Consider the following 21,834-nt stretch of genomic DNA (forward strand, 5'->3'; position numbering starts at 1 on the left):
AAAAGCCTGGTCGATCCCATGCTTCTGCAGAACCTTCACAAACGCTTCTTCCGTCGTCATCTTCATGGGGCCGGGACGCGTTTGCGTCGCGGCGATGCCGGGGACCTGGGCATTCATGGGCGTTCGTCCTTATGTTGGTACCAGCGGTACATGACGCGTTGGCCGATGCGCCGGAACGGCGTCAGCAGGCCATGATGGGGCAGCGGTGAGGTAAAGATCGGCAGGTCCAACCCGGCGCCCTTGCCGGCGATCATCTGGGCCATGCGCCGTCCGGCCTGGGCCGAGTACATGACGCCGTTGCCGCCATAGCCCATCGCATAGAAGATCGGCTGCGCCGGATCGGGCTGCGCGATGCGCGGCATCATATCGTGGCTGACATCGACCCAGCCCCACCAGGAATAGTCGAGCGTGATCCCGTCCAGCACTGGGAACTTGCGCGTCATCCCGGCAATCAGCCGCTCCAGGTGGACGGGATTGGAGGCGTCCCGCCCCGTAATGGCACTGCGGCTACCGATCTGCAGGCGACCGTCCGGCAGGAAGCGGTAATAGTGCCTTAGGGTCCGGGTGTCGGTTAGGGGAAAGCGCGCCTTGAGGCCGCAGGCTTCGATCTCCGCTGCGTTGAGCGGTCGCGTGACGATGGAGTTGGACAGGACCGGCATGAGGCGGTGCCGGGTCAGGATATTGAGCCCTGGCGGCGTGTAGCCTGCCGTTGCCAGTGCTACCGTTCGGGCTCGCACCGTGCCGCCGGGTGTCCGGAGCCGATGGACGTTGCCGCTGCTTTCCCAGCCGATCACTGGACTGCCGGGATGCACCCTAGCGCCGAGCCGCCGGGCTAGCGTCTGGTAGCCGAAGGCAAGCTTTGCGGCATGGATGCCCATGCCGTCCGGTTCGTACATGGCGCCTGCGGCCTCCGCATCATTGACGAAATCCGCCTGGACCTCCGCGCGCGAAACGATACGGCTGCGATAGCCGAAGCTGTTGTTGAGAAGCCGTGATTCCGCCTCTAGCACCGGCATGACGCTCGGCTTGTGTGCGATGTAAAGATGCCCGCCATCCTGTGGATCGCAATCGATCTCCCGCACTAGGTTCCGGAACAGGTCGAAGCCTTCCGCCACCTCCGCATGCAGCCGCCGTGCGACATCGAGCCCCCAGCGCTCGATCCACTGCGACCGTTTGAGCCGCCCGGATGAAATCTGCGCCTGCCCGCCATTGCGGGTCGAACATCCCCAGGCGACACGGTTGGCCTCCAGCACGACCGAGGACAGGCCATGATCGCGCGCTAGGTGGATGGCCGTCGAAAGCCCCGTATAGCCGGAACCGACGATCACCACGTCGCAGTCAATGTCGGCCGAGATGGGCCCATCATCGTCCGGCGTTGTGCCGGCCGTGCCGATCCAGTATGTCGGCGCATAGTTCCGGTTCGTGCCCGGACCGCTGTCGCGAACTGGATCATGCGCGGGGTCGTAGGCCGCGAAGGGCTGTTCAAGATGCTTTTGCATGTTAGCCAAACGCCTCTCGCGCAGGTGTCGCAGTCACTTCGCGGCCGATGCCGGACGCTGCTTGCGAAAGGCCTGCTTGTGGACGATTTTGCCGCCGCGCAGCCGGAACAGATCCGCGCCCTGCGCTTCTACCCGGCTGCCATCCGCGGCGGTGCCGGAGAAGGTCCATTCCGAAACAGCACGATCGCCGGCCACAAGATGGTCGCGATGCGCCCAATGGGCGTCGGGTATGGAGGTCCAGACATTGACGAAGGCCGCTGCGATAGCGTCACGGCCGGAAAAGCGCGTCCCGTGGATCTCGGACCCGCCGACCGCATCGAAGTCTGCATCTGGCGCGAAATACTGCATCACGCCGTCTATATCGTGCCGGTTGAAGGCATCGAACAGGTTGCTCAGGTCGTCGGCCGTTAGCTGCGCAGACGCGGTAGCGCTGGACATTGATCATTCCCCTAGGATGTCGAAAGAGCAGGTCGCTTCAGTTCTGCGGCTCGGTGAAGCCTGTGGCCAACGCGCCTGCCATGGCCCAAAGTAGCCAACGCCCCGCACTGGCCTTATAGCCAGACGCAAATAGCGTTAGTGCCAGTTTGAGATTGGCGACAAGTGAGGACGGCTTAGGCGACACGCCTGCAGTGGTCATTGGATACATCACCGCCTCTACTGTGATTTAACGGCATAGAGATGCCGATCCGCTTGGAAATAGACGCAGGGAAGGACCGATCGCGCAGAGCCGTGCCCATGTCCGAAGCAACGGCGCCGAGTGGGCAATCGCCGGCACCATGACCAAAATCATCTTTGGTGGCTTGAATTGACAAAGATCGAACTCGAACCGCTTAAGACGACCAACGCGATGGTCATTAAGCCGCCAGACAACCATTGCATCAACGCGGACACGATGGGGTCTGCTGGGACACCCGTGACAACGGTGGTGCAACCCCTAAGCCGGAAGCGAGGGTTTCTGTGAGCGACTTCGACCTTTATTACTGGCCACTGCCGTTTCGCGGTCAGTTCGTCCGGGCCATCCTGGCCTATGCCAACAGGACGTGGACCGAGCGCGATGCCGGAGAAAACACGGCGTTGATGATGCGAAAGCCGGCCGATCAACCCATTGCCTTCATGGGGCCGCCGCTGCTGATAGACAACGCGACAGGTTCTGCAATCTCGCAGATGGTAGCGATCAGCATCTACCTGGATGGGAAGCTCGCCTTTATCGACGCATCGCCTACAGGACGTGCGATGACAGCCAAGGTCGCCGGCGATGCGAACGACGTAATAGACGAGCTAACCCTGCATGGCGGCACGTCTATGTGGACGCCGGACACATGGCAGGAGTTCATTCCTCGCCTGCGCAAATGGATGCGAATCTTTGAGGATACAGGACGTCGGCACGGGCTAACCGTGGAAAGCGGTTTCCTACTGGGTACTCCAGAGCCCGGTATCGCCGACATCATCACCGCAACACTATGGTCGACTATGGCGGATCGGTTCTCACAGATCGCGTTGCTGGCCGAGGAAACGGTTCCGACGATATGGGGGCTGACCCGCCGGATGCAGTCCCTACCGGCACTGGAGGCACTTGCAAGACGCAGTTTCACGGACTTCGGCGATGCCTACTGTGGGGGAGACATTGAAAAATCATTGCGTGCGGTCGCGAGCTGATTGCCCGCAAAGCTGCAGGCTTACGCGCTCGAGCGTTGCCGGGCTAACCTAGCATAAATCTCTGTCCATTCACCAATCCCTGTCCGTCGGCCATGCCGCCCGGTCACGAGTTTTGCCATCTAGTTTTTAGAGCTATCGCGTTGCCAGGCATCTGTAGCTTCGGGATGTTGTTTGTGTCCCACGCGATGCTTAGGAACAGATGCCCATTTGCCATCAGCGTTTCAATGTCTGGCTCCCGAAATATGAACGTCACACTCTGCGTGGGGAACAGTTTTTCCACGCCGTTATCATCCCTCTGGTAGGCAGTGGAGCCATAAACCAGCAGATCCTCCTCTCGGCCGAGCGGTTGGGCGAGTTCGAACCCCGAGAGTTCGTGAACGTAGTCAGAAGAAGGCGGTATCCGCGAAACCGCGCAGTTTGTTTTAGCCCGTTTCAGAACGACCACTTACGAGACTGTAACCCAGCTGCATCGAACGGCGGATAGGAGTCGGCAGCAGAACGGCGGCTATTTGCACAGCGGCAGCGATAAGTCGCCAATCCAATCCCGAGCTCCATCTTGGCTTTTCCTTAAATTCGTTAGCCGCACTGTCACCGGTGCATTTTGAGCGGAAGTTATGCAGGCAGGGTTGATGCCCACTCTTAGCGATGCATGGGCAGGTAAATCGGACTAAAGGCGATGAGACTATCAAAAACGGATCAATGCGCCAGCGATCAACTGTTTGAGCCCAAATCGCTAAGCAAGAACGGAATTAGTCTTAAGAACCCCCTCGGCCTTCGAGCGCTTGCGTGATTGCCGACTAACGGACCAGAACGATGTGTTAGGATACCCGCGATGCACGAGCGCTAGCAGCTCTCTCGCTTGCTCGGCCGAGCGTCAGCATGACACCGGCACCTAGGACTACGGCAACGGCCGCGTAGACGATCACTCCTCGTGGGCCTACCCCGTCGATAAGGAGGCCTCCAACTACAGCGCCACTGGCAATGGCGATCTGGAAGGACGAGGACAGAAGCGCGCCAGCGCTTTCGGCGAGATCGGGCGCCGCCCGCGCGTTCCAGATGGAGATCGCTACTGGAAAGCCGCCGAAGGCGAAGCCCCATGCAGCAACGGCGAGGACGGCGACGCACTGCGCAGCGCCAAAAAGTGAGAGGATGGCCGCAGCTATGCCGATCAGAAGCGACGCCCCACCTGCCGCCCACGCTGGGCTGCGCGCTGCTATCAAACCGGCCGCGATGTTACCCACAAAGCCACCTGCACCGAAGGCCAGAAGAGTCAGCGAGATCGTCCCCACCGCGAGCTGTGGCACCGCTTCCAGGTAGGGTCGTATGAAGGTAAAGCCGGCGAAATGCCCGGACACGACGATAAGAACGGTGGCAAAGCCGATCAAGACGGCGCGCTGACGCAAAGTGGCCCCGAACACTCCGAGGCCGGGCGCCCCGGCGGACGGCAGACGCGGCAACACCGCGAGCTGGAGGAGAAGCGAGACGCCCCCGAGGACCGCGGCGGCAAGGAACGTCGCGCGCCAACCCCATAGCTCGCCGAGCGCTGCCCCCAGCGGCGCAGCCACAACGGTTGCCACCGAAACCCCCATGACAATGATCGACATGGCGCGTGGCACGTCTGCGGGAGGCGCCAAGCGGAGCGCCAACGCCGTCATCATCGCCCAAAAGCCCCCGAGTGCAAAGCCGAGCAGTGCTCGGGCAAGGAGGAGCACGGCGATGCTCGTAGCAAAGGCCGCGAGCACGCTGGAGACGATCAGCATCGCCATCAGTACCCAGACGATGGAGCGCCGATCAAGCCGACCCGCCCCAAGCACGAGCAGCGGCCCTGCGAAGGCGGCAATTACCGCCGTCGCGGTAATGGCCTGCCCAACCGTGCCGTTCGAAACGCCGAGTTCGGCGGCCATGGGCGTCAAGAGACTGACCGGTAAAAATTCTGCCGTCACGAGACCAAAGACTCCAAAGGACAGCGAGAACACCGCTGGCCAAGCAGCTCGCGCTTCACTCTTCGGTGCGTCATCGGACCGGGAGGGTGAGGAGGTCGTATTAAGCATTGGGTCGTTCGGATTGTTGCAGCGCAAACGGCCTCGCACACTATCTTCACTTGGCTGGCCTTTCCATGCTAGGAACGCCATTATGCTTGACCAATCGTCCAAGTTTCCCAAGCAGCTACCTGCTGATCCGCTAGCTGACATGCTCCGGGGCCTGCGCCTGGATGGGGTCGAATACGGACGTTGTCGCCTCTCTGATGAATGGAGCTTTCGCTACCCCACGCAGATCCATGCGCATTTCCATTTCGTCGCTGGTAAAGGCTGTTGGCTCCAGAGTCCTGGAGGCGAGTGGAGCGAGCTCACCGCCGGCGATGCCGTTCTTGTCCCGCGCGGAGCAGCGCATACGTTGGCGAGCGCGCCGGGTATCCAGCCGCGTCCGTTCCCACGCCGTGAATGTCTGGCCATTTGTGAAACCGTCTTTGACTACGAGGATGGAGCTGCGTCATCGGACGATGTCTGCGTACTTTTCTGTGGCTCTATGCGCTTCAATCTGGACCGCCTGCATCCTCTCCTGACGATGATGCCGGACCTCATGCGAGCGAAGGAACTTATGCTAGCTGAGCCGACGATCCCGCATCTCCTCGATGCGATGATCGCTGAATGCAGTTTGAACCGGGTCGGAGCCAGCGGGATCCTCGCACGCCTGGCGGATGTTATGGCCGCTCAGATCATCCGCGCCTGGGTTGAACATGGCTGCGGCAGTTCGGTTGGGTGGATCGCAGCGGTGCGCGATCCACAGGTCGGACGCGTGCTCGCCGCCATCCATGGCGAGCCCGAGCGCGATTGGACGGTGGCAGACCTTGCTTCACTTATGGGTGTTTCACGTTCAGGCTTTGCTGCCAAATTTACCCCGATCGTTGGAGTGACGCCGGTTCGTTACGTGACCCAGATTCGAATGCATCAGGCACGGCAATGGATAACACGCGATCGAATGCGCATCGCAGATGCTGGACGACGCCTCGGCTACGAGTCCGAGGCATCCTTCAGCCGTGCGTTCAAGCGAGTTATCGGCGTGGCCCCCGCGAGAATAAGACATGCGGCAGTAATCTGACAAAAAAGCGGAGTATTTTACAGACTCTCACACGAGCTGCGGTCCAACAGTTTGCGATGATCGCTCCGTCAGACATAGTGCATTCGGCGACCGTTCGCAGGCCCTACGCTCCTCCGCTGTACTATTCCCCAGGGCAAGGGCAATTCCTAACGCCTATCTACCGGCGGCTATTCCGTTGCGATACCCGCAAAGCCGGCTGTTGGGCTTCCATACCGGAGCTGCGGTCCGAACCGTACTGCGCTTGATCAGCAAGCGTGATTGTCGAAAATAGCGGCGTGCGCTGTACCCCAACAGGAAGGTCGCCATGAAGATAACGCGAAGTGGAAAATGTAAGAATTCGCCGAAGAACGCTTTTGTGGAAGATGCTGTCATCGACCTCATCGCGACGATCAGCCTCAAGGGGCGCGTGGAGGACATTACTTCGCTTCCTCGTGTCCCCGATGACATTAGCGAAGTCGAGATTATCAATGCCATCAGCCACGGAAAGGTCGGAGCTGCCAATGGGTCGATAACTGTAAGCGGCGTCAAACAACCGTTTGCCGCCTTTATGGAGTTCACCTCTACCAATGCCACGCTCATTAGAAGCCTGACCTTGTACTCAAAGGCATCAACCTGAAGAGTCAAGAATCGGCTTTTCTCGACGGCCAGCCTTAAACTGCCCGTTCGGATTCCACCCCATCGAGGCCATTAATAGCCCAACTGGTTCGGGGCCTAAAGCTGACCGTCCGGTTCTGGCTGAGATGACCGGGCAGCTGACGTTCAGCCAACGAGGCCATCTACGTCGGTCCCAATACCTCTACAACTTATCATAAGCGGGCTTCGAACATCCGACGATTCAGACGATGGCAGCGGATCAAAACGGACGACATCTGATCGCCGCTAGCTCAAAGCTCAGTGGCAGGTCAGTCCGAATCTGGCCGACACACCTTTCGGAGCCGAATTTCGAAGAGAGTCGCGATTGCTGAGTGCGACCCGTCGTGGACCCCGCACGCTTCGAACTTGTCCATCAGTGCCCTGCTCACCCCTATGTTGCACCAGCGGTCAAGAAGAACCCGCCGATGTGTACGCCATAGCCCGAAAACACCGCACGGCGTTTCGAAGGGGCTTCCTGTATCAGCATCTATCAGTCTCAATCACCTTAACAACGCAGGAGATTGAGTATGGCAAAGATTGGAACCACACAAATCCGGAGAACAATCCGGCGGCAGCAGTTGCGCGAGATAGTGCCGATGGCTGACAGCACTATTTATGAAATGGAGCAGCGTGGCGAGTTTCCCCGTCGGTTCGCGCTCTCGCCGCGCTGTATCGTATGGGACCTAGCCGAGGTCGAGGCTTGGCTCACGGCACGGCGGGCTGCGCCGATCCGGCGAGCTCAACATCCTGATGTTTCCAAGCGTAAATCCCGTCCGGTCAAAGGGCCGGATCAAGCTCCATCAGAGGCATAGCTTGCGGCAAAAGCGTGGGGGCATATTTCTGGCCGTTGATCCAGGCATCCACGGTATCCGCCCACTGCTGCATCATGTGCCGGCGCTGCACCTCGTACTCGGCTTTGTTATAGACGCCGCGCGACGAACGCCCGTCCTCGTGCGCCAAGCACTTTTCGATCCAATCACTGTTAAAGCCCAGTTCATTTAGCAGCGTCGACCCGGTCCGCCGCAGATCATGGACCGTAAATGGCTCCAGTGGCAGCCCCTCCTTTTTTGCCTCTTCAACGACAGCGTAGGTGACCCGATTGAAGGTCGCGCGAGACATTGGAGCGTCCGCGTCGTACCGGGACGGGAGCAGATATCGGGAGTTGCCGGAGCAGGTCTTGAGCGCGATCATGATGTCGAGGGTCTGCCGGCACAGGTAGACGTTGTGCGGCTTCGACCGCTTCATGCGCTCCTTCGGGATGGTCCAAACGGCGTTGTCGAAATCGATCTCGTCCCAAACTGCATCCTGCAACTCGCTCTTCCGGACCATGGTGAGCAGGAAGAGTTTCATACCGAGGCGGATCGTCGGCAGTGTCGCAACATTCTCGAGCTGCTTGAACATGATGCGGATCTCTGCGGGCGAAAGCGCGCGGTCCTTCGGCGTAAAGGTGGCGATCGAGGCTGGGCCGACGTCATCGGCCGGATTGGCAACCTTCTCGCCGTGCAGAATGGCAAAGCCGTAGATTTGCTTGAGGATATCCCGCACATGGATAGCAGTTGCAGGCGCGCCCCGTTCGACGATCTTGCCGCAGTGAGAGCGTAGATCATCCGGTGTGATCTCGGTCAGGAGACGATTCCGCCAGACGGGCATGAGTTCGCGTTCGAAGATGGAGCGACGCATCGCGCGCGTGCTGTCGGCCATGGTCGCGTTGGTCAGCCACTTCTCGCCGAACTGGCCGAAACTCTTTGCTTCCTTGATCCGGCGCTTCTCGCGCTGCTTCTCGATGGCGGGAGACCGCCCCTCGGTGATCGCGCGCCGCGCATCGATGCATAGCTCGCGAGCCCTGGCGAGCGATATTCCGTCACGGGCATATCTGCCGAGATACACGGTCTCCCGCCTGCCGTTCAGCCGATAGTCGAGCCTGAACGAGATGGCGCCCGACGGGGCGACGCGCACATACATGCCGTCACGATCGGAAACCTTGTACATTTTGGCTTTTGGTTTCAAAGACTTGAGTGCTGCATCGGTCAACATTTCGGGCCTCCTTACGGAAAAGTACCGTCACGCGGTTTTTCCAGGCCGATGTCGTCGAAAACGCTTATGATTCAACGTGTTGCTTCGAAAAAAGTACCGTCATTGGCCCAGTTGACCTGACGGTACTTTCGTTTTTGCGGTCGATCAATGGGGGCGAGGCCCGTCAGCGAGGCCGCCGAACGCCATCTATGCCCACCGATAGATACCGATAGGCACAGGATGGATTAATTTTTTCTTTCAGTAGCTTAGCCCGTACCGCAGAGTGAAATCGGCGGCGTTTGGATGGGCCTGAATCATTCCCACTCGATCGTGCCCGGCGGCTTCGAGGTCACGTCGTAGACGACGCGGTTGATGCCGCGGACTTCGTTGATGATGCGGGTCGCCGCATTGCCAAGGAATTCCATGTCATACGGATAAAAATCCGCCGTCATGCCGTCCACCGACGTCACCGCCCGCAGGGCGCAGACGAACTCGTATGTCCGTCCGTCACCCATGACGCCCACGGTCTGCACCGGCAGCAGCACCGCGAAGGCCTGCCAGATCGCATCGTACAGGCCGGCCTTGCGGATTTCGTCCAGATAGATCGCATCGGCCTGTCGCAGGATGTCCAGCTTTTCCCGCGTGACGCCGCCCGGGCAGCGGATCGCAAGGCCAGGCCCGGGGAATGGATGCCGCCCGACGAACTGCTCCGGTAGGCCAAGCTCCCGGCCAAGGGCCCGGACCTCGTCCTTGAACAGCTCGCGCAGCGGTTCCACCAGCTTCATGTTCATGCGTTCGGGAAGACCGCCCACATTGTGGTGCGACTTGATCGTGACCGATGGGCCACCGGTGAAGGACACGCTTTCGATCACGTCCGGATAGAGCGTGCCTTGCGCCAGGAAGTCGGCGCCGCCGATCTTGGCGGCCTCGGCCTCGAAGGTCTCGATGAAGAGCCGGCCGATCGTCTTGCGCTTGACCTCCGGGTCGAGCTCACCCTCCAGCGCGTCGATGAACAGATCCTGCGCTTCGACGTGCACAAGCGGAATGTTGTAATGGTCGCGGAACATCGTGACCACTTCCTCCGCCTCGTTCAGGCGCATCAGCCCGTGATCGACGAAGATGCAGGTCAACTGGTCGCCGATCGCCTCATGGATCAGGATCGCGGCAACGGAAGAGTCGACGCCGCCGGACAGGCCGCAGATCACCCGCCCGTCGCCCACCTTTTCGCGAATCTCCGCAACTGCCTGTTCGCGGAAGGCAGCCATGGTCCAGTCGCCCTTCAGGCCGACGATCCGATGCACGAAATTGGAGATCAGCCGTGCGCCATCCGGCGTGTGCACCACCTCAGGGTGGAATTGCACGCCGTAGAAACGTCGCCGCTCATCCGCGATGGCAGCGAAAGGCGCGCCGGGCGAAACACCGACGATCTCGAAACCTTCGGGCAGCGCGGTCACCCTGTCGCCATGGCTCATCCAGACCTGATGCCGCGTGCCTTCGGCCCACACGCCCTCGAACAGCGGCGAATTCTTCTGCACCTCGACGAAGGCGCGCCCGAACTCGCGGTGCAGACCACCCTCGATCCGTCCGCCGAGCTGGGCGCACATGGTCTGCTGGCCATAGCAGATGCCCAGAACCGGTAGGCCCGCATCGAAAATTTCCTGCGGGGCGCGCGGCGAGTCCTGCTCGGTCGTCGAGGCGGGCGAGCCGGACAGGATCACGCCCTTCGGCTTCAGCCGCGCGAAGCCTTCCGCCGCAGACTGGAACGGTACGATCTCGGAGTAGACGCCCGCCTCGCGGACGCGCCGCGCGATGAGCTGCGTCACCTGCGAGCCGAAGTCGATGATGAGGATAGTGTCGGGGTGCTGGGTCATGGCGAACTTCTAGATAAAGCCGCCCAAAAGGCAAGGGGCTTTTTCACCGGCCTGGAAGGGTCAGCCGCCGGTTGCCTCGGCGGCGATCGGCGCCGGGCGCCATCCCCCCGCCAGCACGACCGCAAGCGTGTCGACCGCGATCGCCAGACGTTCGTCCAGCGCGTCCAGAAGACGCGTCCAGTCCTCGTAGCGGCGCAGGTCCGCGGCGCCGTCCGATATCCCCCGCAGCGCCACCATCGGCACGCCGAAGCGCTGGCAGGCGCGCATGACGGCAAAGCTTTCCATATCCACCATGTCGGCGTCGATGGACAGATACCGCGATCCCGTCACCACGTCGGAGCCCGTCGACAACCGTGCCGAGGGAACCCCCGGCAACGGGGTCTCCAGCGGTGTTTCGACGAGATGATCGGCAAACGGCGTCCGCCCCTTGTCGAAGCCGAGCGGCGAGGCGTCCATGTCGCGCCACGAAACGCTGGATGCCTGGTAGATTTCGCCCTGCGGCAGGGTACGCGAGCCGGCCGAGCCCAGACACACCACAAGGCCGGGCATGGTGCCGGCCTCCTGCGCCAGCCTGAGGGCCAGACCGGTTTCGAGCGCCGCCTCTACCGGACCGACGCCGACGATGGCCGGCTGGATGCGCTTGCGCAGTTGCGGCCCGTATTCCGGCATCGCCGCCATGACGAACAGGGTCGGCATTCCCGCCAGCGTCGAAATCCGCGCCTCGCTCATCATGCGTCTCCGATGCGGGCCAGCCGGGCAAAGAAGAACCCGTCCGTGCCGGTGCGATGCGGCGTCATCGTCATTGCGCGGCCGCCTGCGACATCGGCTGGAATGTACGGTGTGCCCGCGATCGGCAATTGCTGTTGCCAGAGGGTCGACGCATCCTCGACCCGGAAGTCCGGGTGCGTCTCCACGAAGCGGCCGACGCGCGCGCCGTTCTCTTCCTCGAGGACGGAGCAGGTCACATAGGCGAGGTGCCCGCCGGGCCTGACAAACTGCGCGGCCGCCGACAGCACCTTCTCCTGCTCGGCCATGCGGCGGTGAAGCTGCTGCTCCGTCAGGCGCCACCGCGCATCCGGACGACGCCGCCAGGTGCCCGACCCGGTACAGGGCGCATCCACCAGCACAAGATCCATCGTCCCGGCCAGGGGCGAAAGATCGTCGCGCGGCGCATGAACGGTAACCGCCTCGGCCCCGGCCCGCCGAAGGCGGTCCCAGATGGGGGCCAGCCGCTGCCGATCCGCGTCATAGGCGTGGACGGTGCCCTCCCCGGCCATGTCCGCCGCCAGAGCCAGCGTCTTGCCACCGGCGCCGGCGCAGTAATCGAGAACCGACAGGCCCGGCCGGGCCCCGGCCAGCAAGGCCGCGATCTGCGATCCTTCGTCCTGGATCTCGAACTGCCCGGTCTGGAAAGCTTCTTCCACCTGCACATTGGGATGGCGTCCATCCCCCTGGATCGGCGGTATCCTCAGCCCATGGGGTGCGTGCGGTGTCGGCACCGCGCCGAAAGCGCCAAGCTTTGCCATGACGTCGTCGCGGCTGGCGCGCAGCGTGTTGACGCGCATGTCCAGCGGCGGGCGATCGCCCATGGCACGCGCCTCGATCACCCAGTCGTCGCCGAGCGAGCGCGCCAGCGGCACGGCCAGCCAATCCGGCACATCGGCCGCGACGGCGTCCGGCGCATCGTCGAGGCGGGCTTGCGCCAGGCGCGCGAAGCCGTCCAGGGGCGGCATCTGCGGCGCGAACCTGTCGCCGGCGAGCGATGTCGATAGATCGTCCGCGGACAGGCCGGCATCCACCACCGCCGCGAAAGCCAGCGCGCGGGGTGTATCGTCGCCCATGCGCCAGCCCAGCGAACGGCGCCGGCGCAGCACGTCGTAGACGATATTGCCGATGGCCGCCCTGTCGCCGGAGCCGGCGAAGCGATGCGACAGACCCCAATCCTTCAGCGCGTCGGCCACGGGGCGCCGCCGCGAATCCATGTCTTCGATGATTTCGATCGCGGCTGCGATTCTTCCGCCAAGGCGCATGGACAGGATCCTGAAGGTCGTTGCTGCCGCTTGGTATCGAAGGGGCTTCGCATCGGCAAGCCCATCGAAAAAGGGGCCGCCCGTCGCCGGGCAGCCCCCTTCGATGCGTAAGCCTGCGTCCGGTTACTCGGCGGCCTGCTGCGGCGTTGCCGGTGTCACCGAAATGGCAGGCTCGCGGCCGGCGAATTCGGCGCGCGCCTTGCGCACCCCGGCTCCGTAATCGGGATGGACCTTGTCGAACAAGGCGATCTGCCGCTCGGCGATCTCTTCCGGAATGCCGCCCATCGCCGCCGCGATATTGGCGAAGAGGCGTGCCTTCTGCCCATCGTCGAACAGGTTGAACAGCGCCCGCGGCTGGCTGAAGTCGTCGTTGCCTTCGCGGTGGTCGTAACGCGCCGCATCACCCGAAATACGCAGGGGCGGCTCCTGCGCCGACTTGTCCTCAAACGGACCGTTGACCGAGTTCGGCTCGTAATAGGCGTCGGGATTGCCGGTCTTGATGCCGCCATAGACGTTCATCTGGCCATCGCGATGGTAGTGATGCACCGGGCAGCGCGGCTGATTGACCGGGATGGTCTCGTAATGCGTGCCAAGGCGGTGGCGGTGCGCGTCGGCATAGGAGAAGACACGCGCCTGCAACATCTTGTCGGGCGAAAAGCCGATGCCCGGCACGATGTTCGAAGGCGAGAAGGCCGCGTTCTCGATTTCGGCGAAGTAGTTTTCCGCGTTGCGGTTCAACTCCATGACGCCGACATCGATGGGCGGGTAATCCGCATGCGGCCACACCTTCGTCAGGTCGAAGGGGTTGTAGGGCGTCGTCTCGGCATCCGCCTCGGGCATGATCTGCACCTGCAGCGTCCAGCGCGGGAACTCACCCTTTTCGATGCCGCCGAACAGGGCTTCCTGGTAGCTTTCGCGCGTGCGCGCAATGACCTGGTCCGCCTCTTCGTTGGTGAAGTGCTTGTGGCCCTGCTGGGTCTTGAAGTGGAACTTCACCCAGTAACGCTCGCCCGCATCGTTCCACAGCGAGAAGGTGTGCGAGCCGTAGCCGTTCATGAATGCCGGCGCGACGGGCAGACCACGATCCGACATGAGGATCGTCACCTGGTGCAGGCTCTCGGGCGACAGCGACCAGAAGTCCCACATGGCGGTCGGCGACCGCATGTTGGTCTTGGGGTGGCGCTTCTGCGTGTGGATGAAATCCGGAAACTTGTACGCGTCACGCACGAAGAAGACGGGCGTGTTGTTGCCGACGAGGTCCCAGTTGCCGTCCTCGGTGTAGAACTTCAAGGCAAAGCCGCGCACGTCGCGCTCGGCATCGGCCGCGCCCATTTCGCCGGCAACGGTGGAAAAGCGCGCCAGCATCGGCGTCTGGGCGCCCGGCTGCAACGCCTTGGCCTTGGTGTAGCGCGAGATGTCACCGGTGATCGTCAGCGTCCCGAAGGCGCCCCAGCCCTTGGCGTGCACGACGCGCTCGGGAATACGCTCGCGGTTCTGATGCGCCAGCTTCTCGATGAGCTGGTAGTCCTGCAGAAGCGCCGGGCCGCGCGGACCGGCCGTCCATGTATCCTGGTTGTTGGGCACCGGCGAACCGGCGGTCGTCGTCAGGGTCTTGCGATCGGTCATGGTCAATCTCCATTCTGCCGCCCAACAGGCGAAATCTGGAGACGTTCCAACATCCTTTCTCGATAAATTCCAATCGTATTTACACTGGGTAGCGATCAGTTTATCTGATGACGATGCTCACCGTACGCCAGATGCGCTATTTCGAGGCACTTGCCGACACGCTTCACTTCGGGCGCGCTGCGCATCGCCTCAACATCACGCAGCCTGCCCTTTCCGGCCAGATCGCCCAGATGGAGGCCGATTTCGCCGTCAGGCTGTTCGAGAGGCGTCCATCCGGCGTGGTCCTGACGCCGGAGGGTGATGCAGTCCGCCTGCGCATCCGGCGGATCATGGGCGAGATTCGAGATCTTGAGGCCATGGCAGGGCGGCGCGAGGGGCTGACCGGGCAGTTGCGGCTGGGCGTCATCGCATCGGTCGCGCCCTATCTGCTGCCGGAGCTTCTGCCCAGGGCCGCAACGCGCTTTCCGGGGCTTGACCTTGGCCTCAAGGAAAATGTCACCGAACGCCTTCTGGCGGACCTGTCGGCCGGCGGCCTGGACTGCGCCCTCGTGGCGCTTCCGGTCACGGACCCCTCGTTTCGCGTCGTCGAACTTGTCGACGATCCGTTCTATCTGGCGGTGCCCATGGCCGATGCCGCGCGCATCGCACAGCCGGTGCGGCCGCAGGCGCTCGTCAACGAACGGCTGATCCTGCTTGAGGAAGGCCACTGCATGCGCGACCAGGCGCTGGCCGTGTGCAAGATCGTGGAAACCCGCGACCTGGCATCCTTGGGCGCGACGTCGCTGGCAACGCTTCTGCGCATGGTGGCCGGGGGTCTTGGCGTCACGCTGGCGCCGCTTCTTGCCCTGGCTGCGGAAGGGCGCAACGGCGGTATCGACTTCCTGCCGTTCCATGCCCCGCAACCGATGCGCCGGCTGGCCCTGGCATACCGTGCTTCGTCGGGGCGGGAGCCGGGCTTCGCCGCCTTGGGCGATTGCATCGCAGGCGTCCTCGCGGACGAGCAGGCCAAAAGCCAACGCTACGTCGAATCGACGGAACGCCTATAACTTTTGGTTGAGCATATTGCGGTTCAGATCAGCCGAACGCAGGACAATTACGAGTAGTGATTGCGGAATCGGCCGACACAGGCTTAGCTGATGATCATTTCGATCAGGCGATTGCGCTCCGATGCTTGCTCCACGCACCCATTTCGATGCCCGAGCCTGACGCCCCCGATCCGGCACAGGCCCGTATCGCCGCGCTCGAGGCAGAGCTGGCGCTGGCGCGCAAGGCCCTGAACGAAAGCCGTTCGCGCTATCGCCTCATCGTCAACAGCATCGTCGACTATGCCATCATCGCAACCGATCTCGACGGCCGCATAACACTCTGGACGGAATCGGCGTCGACGCTGTTCGGATGGCCGGAACAGGCGATGGTGGGTCGCTCGATCGAGGATATCTTCACCGAAGCCGATATCCTCGCCAAGGTACCGGCGGCGGCGATGCGGGCGGCCCTCGCCTCCAGCTCGACCCGGCAGGAGCGCTGGCATCGCCGCGCCGATGGCCTGCACTTCTTCGCGTCGGGAGAAGTCATGGTCCTGCGGGACGAAAGCGATGCCCTGGCGGGCTTTCTGCACATCCTGCGCGACCGGACGGAAGAGCGGCGTATCCAGCACGAGCTGGAGGCAAGCCGCGAGCGGCTGGACTATGCGCTCAATTCGTCGTCCCTCGTCGGCACATGGGACTGGGACGTCGTCAACGACCTCGTCTACGCGGACGAGAAGTTTCGCGCCTTTCTTGGACTGCCGGCAACTGCCGCAACGGGGCCCCTGCCCATCGAACGCTTCCTGGCGGGCGTCCACCCCGAAGACCGGGAAACGGTCCGAACCCGCATCATGGCAGCCAAGGTGTCGGGCCAGGCCTTTTCCATGGAGTATCGCACCATCGACCGTACGGGCGGCGTGCACTGGGCGTCGGCGCAGGGGCGGTGCTTCCACGATGCCCTCGGCAAACCCATCCGCTTTCCCGGGGCCATCATCGACATCACCCGGGAAAAGCGCCGTAGCAACATGCAGGCCGCGCTGCTGCGGCTGGGCGACGAAGACGTCGAGCAGCTGGGCGATTCCGTCGACTATTCCTTGCGCTCTCTGGCGATCATAGGGGAAACGCTGGAGCTCGGCCAGGTGGGTTACGCCGCCATCACGGACGACGACCAGTACTTCGCAGTCACCGCGCAATGGACCGACGGCGTTTCGCCGGCCATACCGTCATCCGGGAAAATCGGCCGCGTCGAACGGCAGTTGGTGGACAGGCTCAAGCAGGATGGGACGCTCGTCGTCGAGGATGTGCACCTGCACCCCGCCACGCGCGAGAACATGGAGTTCTGGCAGCGGTTGAACGTCGCTTCCATGGTCAACATGGCGGTGGTGGAAGACGGCCGGGTACGGATCATCCTGTTTCTGTTCAGTTCCCGCCCCAGCAACTGGGACGAAGAAGAGCTCTCTTTCGTTCGTGACATTCTCAACCGCGCCTGGACCTACAGCCGCCGCCGGCTTGCCGAGCGGCAGCTTATCGAAACGGAAACCCGGCTTCGCCTGGCGCAGGAGGCGGCCGAAATCGGCACGCTCGACTACCGCCCGCTGTTCGGCGCATTCGAGATGGACGAAAAATGCAGGGCCATCTTCGGCATCGCCGAGACGGCCGAGCCGATCTTCCCCGGCGATCTCCTGGGGGCGATAACGCCGGAAGACTGTCCTGCGGTGAAGGCCCAGGTGGACGAGGCGCTCGCCTCCGATGCGGAAAGCCTCCTGGACCTGCAGTTCCGTACCTTCAATCGCGTCGATGGCGGCATCCGGCACGTCCGCCTCGAAGCGCAGACCGTTGCCGAAGACGGACGCGTCGTCCGCTTCGTGGGGGCGGTGCATGACGTGACAGAGGAGAGGACGGGGCAGGAAAAGCAGGCCCTGTTGACGCGGGAACTGCGGCACCGGGTCAATAACACGCTTGCCATGGTGGAGGCGCTGGCGGGGCTGACAATGCGGCGGGCGACGAGCCCGCAAGAGGGGCTCGATGCGTTCCTGGCCCGGCTGGCGGCCCTGCGCGAGGCGCACGAGATCCTGACGACGACCAGTTGGACCAGCGCTCCGCTGCGCGCCGTCGTCGACCGCATCATGGCCGGCCGCGAGGTGACGAAGGCCAAGCGTATCCGCTACGGCGGACCCGACGTTCCCTTGTCCGCCCGGCAGAGCCTTGCCCTGTCGCTGACCCTGTTCGAGATGCTGTCGAACGCGATACGCCACGGATCCCTCAGCGGTGAAACGGGCACTGTCGATCTTGGCTGGTCAGTCACGATGACGCCGTCCGGACCGCACCTCCGGATGAGCTGGAAGGAAAGTGGCGGCCCGCCGGTGCAGGCGCCGCGCCGCTTCGGGCTGGGCCTGAAGCTGATCCGGCAATCCCTGCCGGTCGAAATCGGGGGAACGGTCGAGCTGACCTTTCCCCCGGAAGGCGCCAGCCTCGTCATCGAGGCGCCGGTGCATCTTGACCCGGACGAGGCGGAAGACCGGTAGACGAGACGCCGTCCGGCGCGCGCAGACGATCCCTAAGCGGCGATGTCGATGATGCCGGCTTCGCCGGACTCCGTTCCGAAGGCCAAGAGCCGGCCCTCGCGGTGCCAGGTCATGCTGTTGACCGCACCGTTGCCGCCACGACGCAACAGCGCCTCCTTCTGATCGGCAAAGCGAACCGCAAGCACCATTCCGTCCGCATAGCCGATCGCCACGATATCGTCTCCCGGATGGCAGGCCACGCTTGTCACCATCGTGTCGCCGCGCGTACCGAGCTCCATCGGCGCTTTGCCCATCGGGCCTTCCTTTCCGGAGAATGGCCAGAGGATCGCCGCCGGAGCACCCGTCGTGGCAAGATACTTGCCCCTGGCAGACCAGGACCAGCCTTTCACCTTCGACGGATAGCCCGTCATGCGCATGTGCTTTCCGTCATCCAGGCGCCAACCGTGAAGGGCATTCTCCTGCATGGCCGTGACCAGAAAGCGCCCATCGGGAGAAAAGCCGATGGCCATGTGCGCGCCCTTCCACTCCAGCCCGGTCGGCGGAGCCTGCATCGCCGGAAACCAGAGGCTGGCGCCGTCATAGCGGGCAAAGGCGACGCGCATGCCCTTGGGGGCAAACGCCACGTCTTCGGCCGAACGGTCGTGCGTGTGGGTCTTCACGGTGCCGTCGGGCAGGCGGACATGGACCGTGCGTCCGGACGTGAAGGCGACGGCGCCGGACGGGCCCCCGGCGACCGAGGATATCCATTTGCGGCCGATCGACGCCAGCTCCACCGGCTGCCCGTCGGCGGCAAGGGCCACGACGCGCCCGTCTTCGCCGCCGCAGAGGATGCGGTTCGACGTTTCGTCGAGCCGCGCGACAACCAGGCCGGCCGGGTTTGTCTCGATGGCGGTTTCCCCGCCCTGCATCCGCCGGACGGTGCCGTCGGCGAGGGCAAAGAAGGGGTCGTCGCCCAGGAAGGTGGCGCAGGCGACGAAGGTTTCGAACTCGTACGGAGCGATCTGTGGCATCAGGCGGGCGTCTTCGCTTTCGCCAGGCAGGCCGTGAAGCCGGCTTCCAGTCGCGCACGATCCAGGTCCCGGCCGATGAAGACCAGGCGGCTTTCGCGCGGCTCCCCGTCGCGCCAGGCGCGCTGGTGATCGCCCTCGATGATCATGTGCACGCCCTGCACCACATAGCGGTCCGGATCCCCGGCAAAGGCGATGATGCCCTTCAGCCGCAGGATGTTGGGGCCCTCGGTCTGGGTCAGCGCCTGTATCCAGGGGAAGAATGTCTTCTCGTCCATCTCGCCGCCCTTGAGCGAGATCGACGTTACCGTCACGTCGTGGATGGCCGCGACCTCGCCATGGTGGTGATGGTGCCCGTCGTGATGATGATGATCGTGGTCGCCATGATGATGGTGATGATGGTCGTGATCGTGGTCGCAGTCCGGCCCGCAGACATGATCGTCATGGGCATGGGCGGCCTGTTCCAGGAAGGCGGGGTCCTCGTCCAGCACCCGGGCAAGGTCGAAGGCGCCCTGGTCCAGCACCCGGGCAAGGTCCACCTCGGCGCGGGCGGCACGGTGGATGCGCGCGTGCGGGTTGATGGCACGCACGGTGGCCTCGACGGCGGCGAGCTCCTCAGGGGTCACGAGATCGGTCTTGTTGACGATGACGACGTCGGCGAAGGCGATCTGGTCTTCCGCCTCGCGTGAGTCCTTCAGGCGCAGCGGAAGATGCTTGGCGTCGACAAGCGCCACCACGGCATCAAGGCGCGTGCGTGCACGCACATCGTCGTCCATGAAGAAGGTCTGCGCCACCGGAACCGGGTCCGCCAGGCCGGTCGTCTCGACGATGATCGCGTCGAACCGGCCCTTGCGGCGCACCAGCCCTTCCACCACCCGCACGAGATCGCCCCGCACGGTGCAGCAGATGCAGCCGTTGTTCATTTCGTAGATTTCTTCGTCGGTCTCGACGATCAAATCGTTGTCGATGCCGATTTCGCCGAACTCGTTGACGATGACGGCATAGCGCTTGCCGTGATCGCCGGTGAGAATCCGGTTCAACAGCGTCGTTTTTCCCGAGCCGAGATAGCCGGTCAATACGGTTACGGGAACCTGTTCGGCGGCGGCGGTGTCTGTGCGCGACATGGGCTTGCCTGTCTCCTGCGGATAGGTTTGGACACCGATATAAGGAGCCCGCGCGGCGATTGCACGGATGATTTTGGCAAGGATGCCCGTTCCCCTTTGCCCCTGCTATGGACGGGCCGGCGACACCCCTGCAAGAGTAGCCCGCGACGAAGGCTTCTGCGGAAAGGCGCGGCATGAAGAAGGGCAAGACATCCATCCTGCGGCAGCTTACGGTGACCGCGCGGGCGGAGCGCCAGCTTCTGGCGCAACACCTGGCCGGCCTCGGCCTGCATCCGGGCCAGGACGCGCTGCTTCTTTCGCTTGCCGCGCAGGACGGGCAATCATTGGCGGAGCTGGCTGCAAATCTCCGCGTTTCCGCACCCACCATCACCAAGACCGTCGGGCGCATGTCCGCCGAGGGCTTTCTGGAAAAGCGGGCCTCGACCGAAGATCGGCGCCAGAACTTCGCCTTCCTGACCGACAGCGGCCGCCTGGCGGCAAGCGCCGCACGGCGTGCCCAGCGCGACATGGAGGAAGCCGCGTTGGCCGGATTCAGCCAGAAGCAGCGCAGGCGCCTGCGCAAGCTGCTCGCCAAGATGGCCCGCAACCTTGCGCCGGCCGCTCAGGAAAGCGGTGAAGACGAGGCGGCTTCGCACTCCTCTGTTGCATGAAAAGCGGTCCATCGCTTAAGGATCGTTCAGGCAGATTCACTGCCGGATCGAATGTCTCGGGAGATCGGTGGCTCAAAAGGTCAAATTGTCGACGATTGCGGAGGCGCTCGGCCTGTCCACCGCAACCGTGTCCCTGGCGTTGCGTGACAGCCCGCTGGTGGCCGAGTCGACCCGTGAGCGCATCAAGGAAGAAGCGCGCGTCTCCGGCTACATCTACAACCGGCGCGCCGCGAGCCTGCGCACGTCGAAAAGCGGCATCATCGGCGTCTGCGTCAGCGACATCATGAACCCCTTCTTCGGCGAGATCCTGAAAGCCATCGAGAACGAGCTCGACCGGCATCGCCAGACCTTCGTTCTGTGCAATCACTACGACCAGCTCTCCAAGCAGCGCGCCTTCGTGGATACGATGCTGCAGCTCGGCGCCGACGGCCTCATCATGTCGCCCGCCATCGGGACGCCCGCCCCCGACATCCACCTTGCCGAGCAGAACGACCTGCCGGTCACGCTGATCGCCCGGACTGTCGAGGGCTGCGGCGTCACCTCGTTCAGCGGCGACGATAGCTATGGCATGCGCCTGGCGGTCACCCATCTCATCGACAAGGGCTATCGCCGCATCGCCATGGTGGGCGGCACGGACCTGACCTCCACCGGCCGCGAACGCGAGCGCGGCTACCGCGAGGCACTGGCCGAAGCCGGCATCGAATATCGGCCGGATTGGCGCCTCCCCGGACCGCGCAGCCGCCATTCGGGCTTCGATGCCGTGGCCGGCTTCCTGCGCCTCCCCGAGCGGCCCGACGCCGTCGCCTGCTTCTCCGACCTCGTCGCACTCGGCTTCATGTACGGCCTGGCCCGCGAGGGCCTGCGCCCCGGCGTCGACATCGCCGTGACGGGTTATGACGACATCGACGAGGCGGCCATCGCCATGCCCTCGCTCACCACCGTCGCCAACGGCCAGAGCGAGGTGGGCCGCCGCGCCGCCGCCGCGCTGCTGGCCCGGCTCAACGGTGCCCCGGCGGTCGAATCGGTCGAGTTGATCACGCCGCAGATCAAGGTCAGGCAATCCACCGAAGGGCTTTGAC

Annotated in this window: 18 protein-coding genes; 8 read left to right on the forward strand and 10 right to left on the reverse strand. The window is 63.3% G+C overall.

What is annotated here, in order from left to right; genetic code table 11:
* Nucleotides 1–113 precede the first annotated feature (113 nt).
* Nucleotides 114–1,499, reverse strand: coding sequence for an NAD(P)/FAD-dependent oxidoreductase (locus AUL31_RS17810; RefSeq protein WP_143190293.1), 1,386 nt, complete (start codon nucleotides 1,497–1,499; stop codon nucleotides 114–116).
* Nucleotides 1,500–1,532: 33 nt separating this feature from the next.
* Nucleotides 1,533–1,937, reverse strand: coding sequence for a nuclear transport factor 2 family protein (locus AUL31_RS17815; RefSeq protein ID WP_060609713.1), 405 nt, complete (start codon nucleotides 1,935–1,937; stop codon nucleotides 1,533–1,535).
* Nucleotides 1,938–2,456: 519 nt separating this feature from the next.
* On the opposite strand from AUL31_RS17815, the gene AUL31_RS17820 reads away from it, so the two are divergent.
* Nucleotides 2,457–3,155 (forward strand): glutathione S-transferase, encoded by a 699-nt coding sequence (locus tag AUL31_RS17820; protein ID WP_060609716.1) that lies wholly within the window; start codon nucleotides 2,457–2,459, stop codon nucleotides 3,153–3,155.
* A gap of 818 nt (nucleotides 3,156–3,973) precedes the next feature.
* On the opposite strand, the gene AUL31_RS17830 is transcribed toward AUL31_RS17820, so the two are convergent.
* Entirely contained in the window at nucleotides 3,974–5,206 is a 1,233-nt protein-coding gene (locus tag AUL31_RS17830) for an MFS transporter (protein ID WP_082647007.1), read from the reverse strand.
* Nucleotides 5,207–5,288: 82 nt separating this feature from the next.
* On the opposite strand from AUL31_RS17830, the gene AUL31_RS17835 reads away from it, so the two are divergent.
* The 3 genes from AUL31_RS17835 to AUL31_RS20100 all read left to right on the forward strand — a co-directional run bounded on the left by AUL31_RS17835 (nucleotide 5,289) and on the right by AUL31_RS20100 (nucleotide 7,699).
* On the forward strand, nucleotides 5,289–6,254 hold the full coding sequence (locus AUL31_RS17835; RefSeq protein WP_060609727.1) for an AraC family transcriptional regulator: 966 nt from the start codon (nucleotides 5,289–5,291) through the stop codon (nucleotides 6,252–6,254).
* Between the two features lie 304 nt (nucleotides 6,255–6,558).
* Nucleotides 6,559–6,870, forward strand: coding sequence for a hypothetical protein (locus tag AUL31_RS17840; RefSeq protein WP_060609730.1), 312 nt, complete (start codon nucleotides 6,559–6,561; stop codon nucleotides 6,868–6,870).
* A gap of 544 nt (nucleotides 6,871–7,414) precedes the next feature.
* Entirely contained in the window at nucleotides 7,415–7,699 is a 285-nt protein-coding gene (locus AUL31_RS20100) for a helix-turn-helix transcriptional regulator (RefSeq protein WP_073469470.1), read from the forward strand.
* Here the strand turns inward: AUL31_RS20100 and AUL31_RS17845 are convergent.
* The 5 genes from AUL31_RS17845 to katA all read right to left on the reverse strand — a co-directional run bounded on the left by AUL31_RS17845 (nucleotide 7,665) and on the right by katA (nucleotide 14,427).
* Nucleotides 7,665–8,921 (reverse strand): tyrosine-type recombinase/integrase, encoded by a 1,257-nt coding sequence (locus AUL31_RS17845; RefSeq protein ID WP_060609733.1) that lies wholly within the window; start codon nucleotides 8,919–8,921, stop codon nucleotides 7,665–7,667. The genes AUL31_RS20100 and AUL31_RS17845 overlap by 35 nt on opposite strands.
* A gap of 293 nt (nucleotides 8,922–9,214) precedes the next feature.
* Nucleotides 9,215–10,771 (reverse strand): glutamine-hydrolyzing GMP synthase, encoded by a 1,557-nt coding sequence (guaA, locus tag AUL31_RS17850; RefSeq protein ID WP_060609736.1) that lies wholly within the window; start codon nucleotides 10,769–10,771, stop codon nucleotides 9,215–9,217.
* A gap of 60 nt (nucleotides 10,772–10,831) precedes the next feature.
* Entirely contained in the window at nucleotides 10,832–11,500 is a 669-nt protein-coding gene (locus AUL31_RS17855) for a 5'-methylthioadenosine/S-adenosylhomocysteine nucleosidase (RefSeq protein WP_060609738.1), read from the reverse strand.
* Nucleotides 11,500–12,801, reverse strand: a complete 1,302-nt coding sequence (locus AUL31_RS17860; RefSeq protein WP_060609741.1) for an RsmB/NOP family class I SAM-dependent RNA methyltransferase — start codon at nucleotides 12,799–12,801, stop codon at nucleotides 11,500–11,502. The genes AUL31_RS17855 and AUL31_RS17860 overlap by 1 nt, the downstream gene beginning before the upstream one ends.
* 123 nt (nucleotides 12,802–12,924) lie before the next feature.
* The gene (gene katA, locus AUL31_RS17865) at nucleotides 12,925–14,427 is read right to left on the reverse strand and encodes a catalase KatA (RefSeq protein ID WP_060609744.1); all 1,503 of its coding nucleotides are present in this window, start codon (nucleotides 14,425–14,427) and stop codon (nucleotides 12,925–12,927) included.
* A 107-nt stretch (nucleotides 14,428–14,534) separates the two neighbouring features.
* Here katA and AUL31_RS17870 point away from each other — a divergent pair, with 107 nt between their 5' ends.
* Both AUL31_RS17870 and AUL31_RS17875 read left to right on the forward strand, forming a co-directional pair.
* The gene (locus AUL31_RS17870) at nucleotides 14,535–15,473 is read left to right on the forward strand and encodes a hydrogen peroxide-inducible genes activator (protein ID WP_244489454.1); all 939 of its coding nucleotides are present in this window, start codon (nucleotides 14,535–14,537) and stop codon (nucleotides 15,471–15,473) included.
* Between the two features lie 146 nt (nucleotides 15,474–15,619).
* The gene (locus AUL31_RS17875) at nucleotides 15,620–17,974 is read left to right on the forward strand and encodes a PAS domain-containing sensor histidine kinase (RefSeq protein WP_060609746.1); all 2,355 of its coding nucleotides are present in this window, start codon (nucleotides 15,620–15,622) and stop codon (nucleotides 17,972–17,974) included.
* Nucleotides 17,975–18,006: 32 nt separating this feature from the next.
* Here AUL31_RS17875 and AUL31_RS17880 read toward each other — a convergent pair whose 3' ends face one another.
* Together AUL31_RS17880 and AUL31_RS17885 are read right to left on the reverse strand one after the other, a co-directional pair.
* Nucleotides 18,007–18,984 carry a WD40 repeat domain-containing protein gene (locus AUL31_RS17880; RefSeq protein ID WP_060609750.1) on the reverse strand — a complete coding sequence of 326 codons (978 nt, stop codon included), beginning with the start codon at nucleotides 18,982–18,984 and terminating at the stop codon, nucleotides 18,007–18,009.
* A complete protein-coding gene (locus AUL31_RS17885) occupies nucleotides 18,984–20,105 on the reverse strand; it encodes a CobW family GTP-binding protein (RefSeq protein ID WP_060609753.1) in 1,122 nt (373 codons plus the stop codon). The genes AUL31_RS17880 and AUL31_RS17885 overlap by 1 nt, the downstream gene beginning before the upstream one ends.
* Nucleotides 20,106–20,278: 173 nt before the next feature.
* Between AUL31_RS17885 and AUL31_RS17890 the strand changes: the two genes are divergently transcribed.
* A complete protein-coding gene (locus AUL31_RS17890; protein ID WP_060609757.1) occupies nucleotides 20,279–20,755 on the forward strand; it encodes a MarR family winged helix-turn-helix transcriptional regulator in 477 nt (158 codons plus the stop codon).
* A gap of 67 nt (nucleotides 20,756–20,822) precedes the next feature.
* Nucleotides 20,823–21,833 (forward strand): LacI family DNA-binding transcriptional regulator, encoded by a 1,011-nt coding sequence (locus tag AUL31_RS17895; RefSeq protein WP_060609760.1) that lies wholly within the window; start codon nucleotides 20,823–20,825, stop codon nucleotides 21,831–21,833.
* The last annotated feature ends 1 nt before the right edge of the window (nucleotide 21,834 follow it).

It is taken from the genome of Aureimonas altamirensis (assembly GCF_001463885.1).
GTDB classification, from domain to species: domain Bacteria; phylum Pseudomonadota; class Alphaproteobacteria; order Rhizobiales; family Rhizobiaceae; genus Aureimonas; species Aureimonas altamirensis.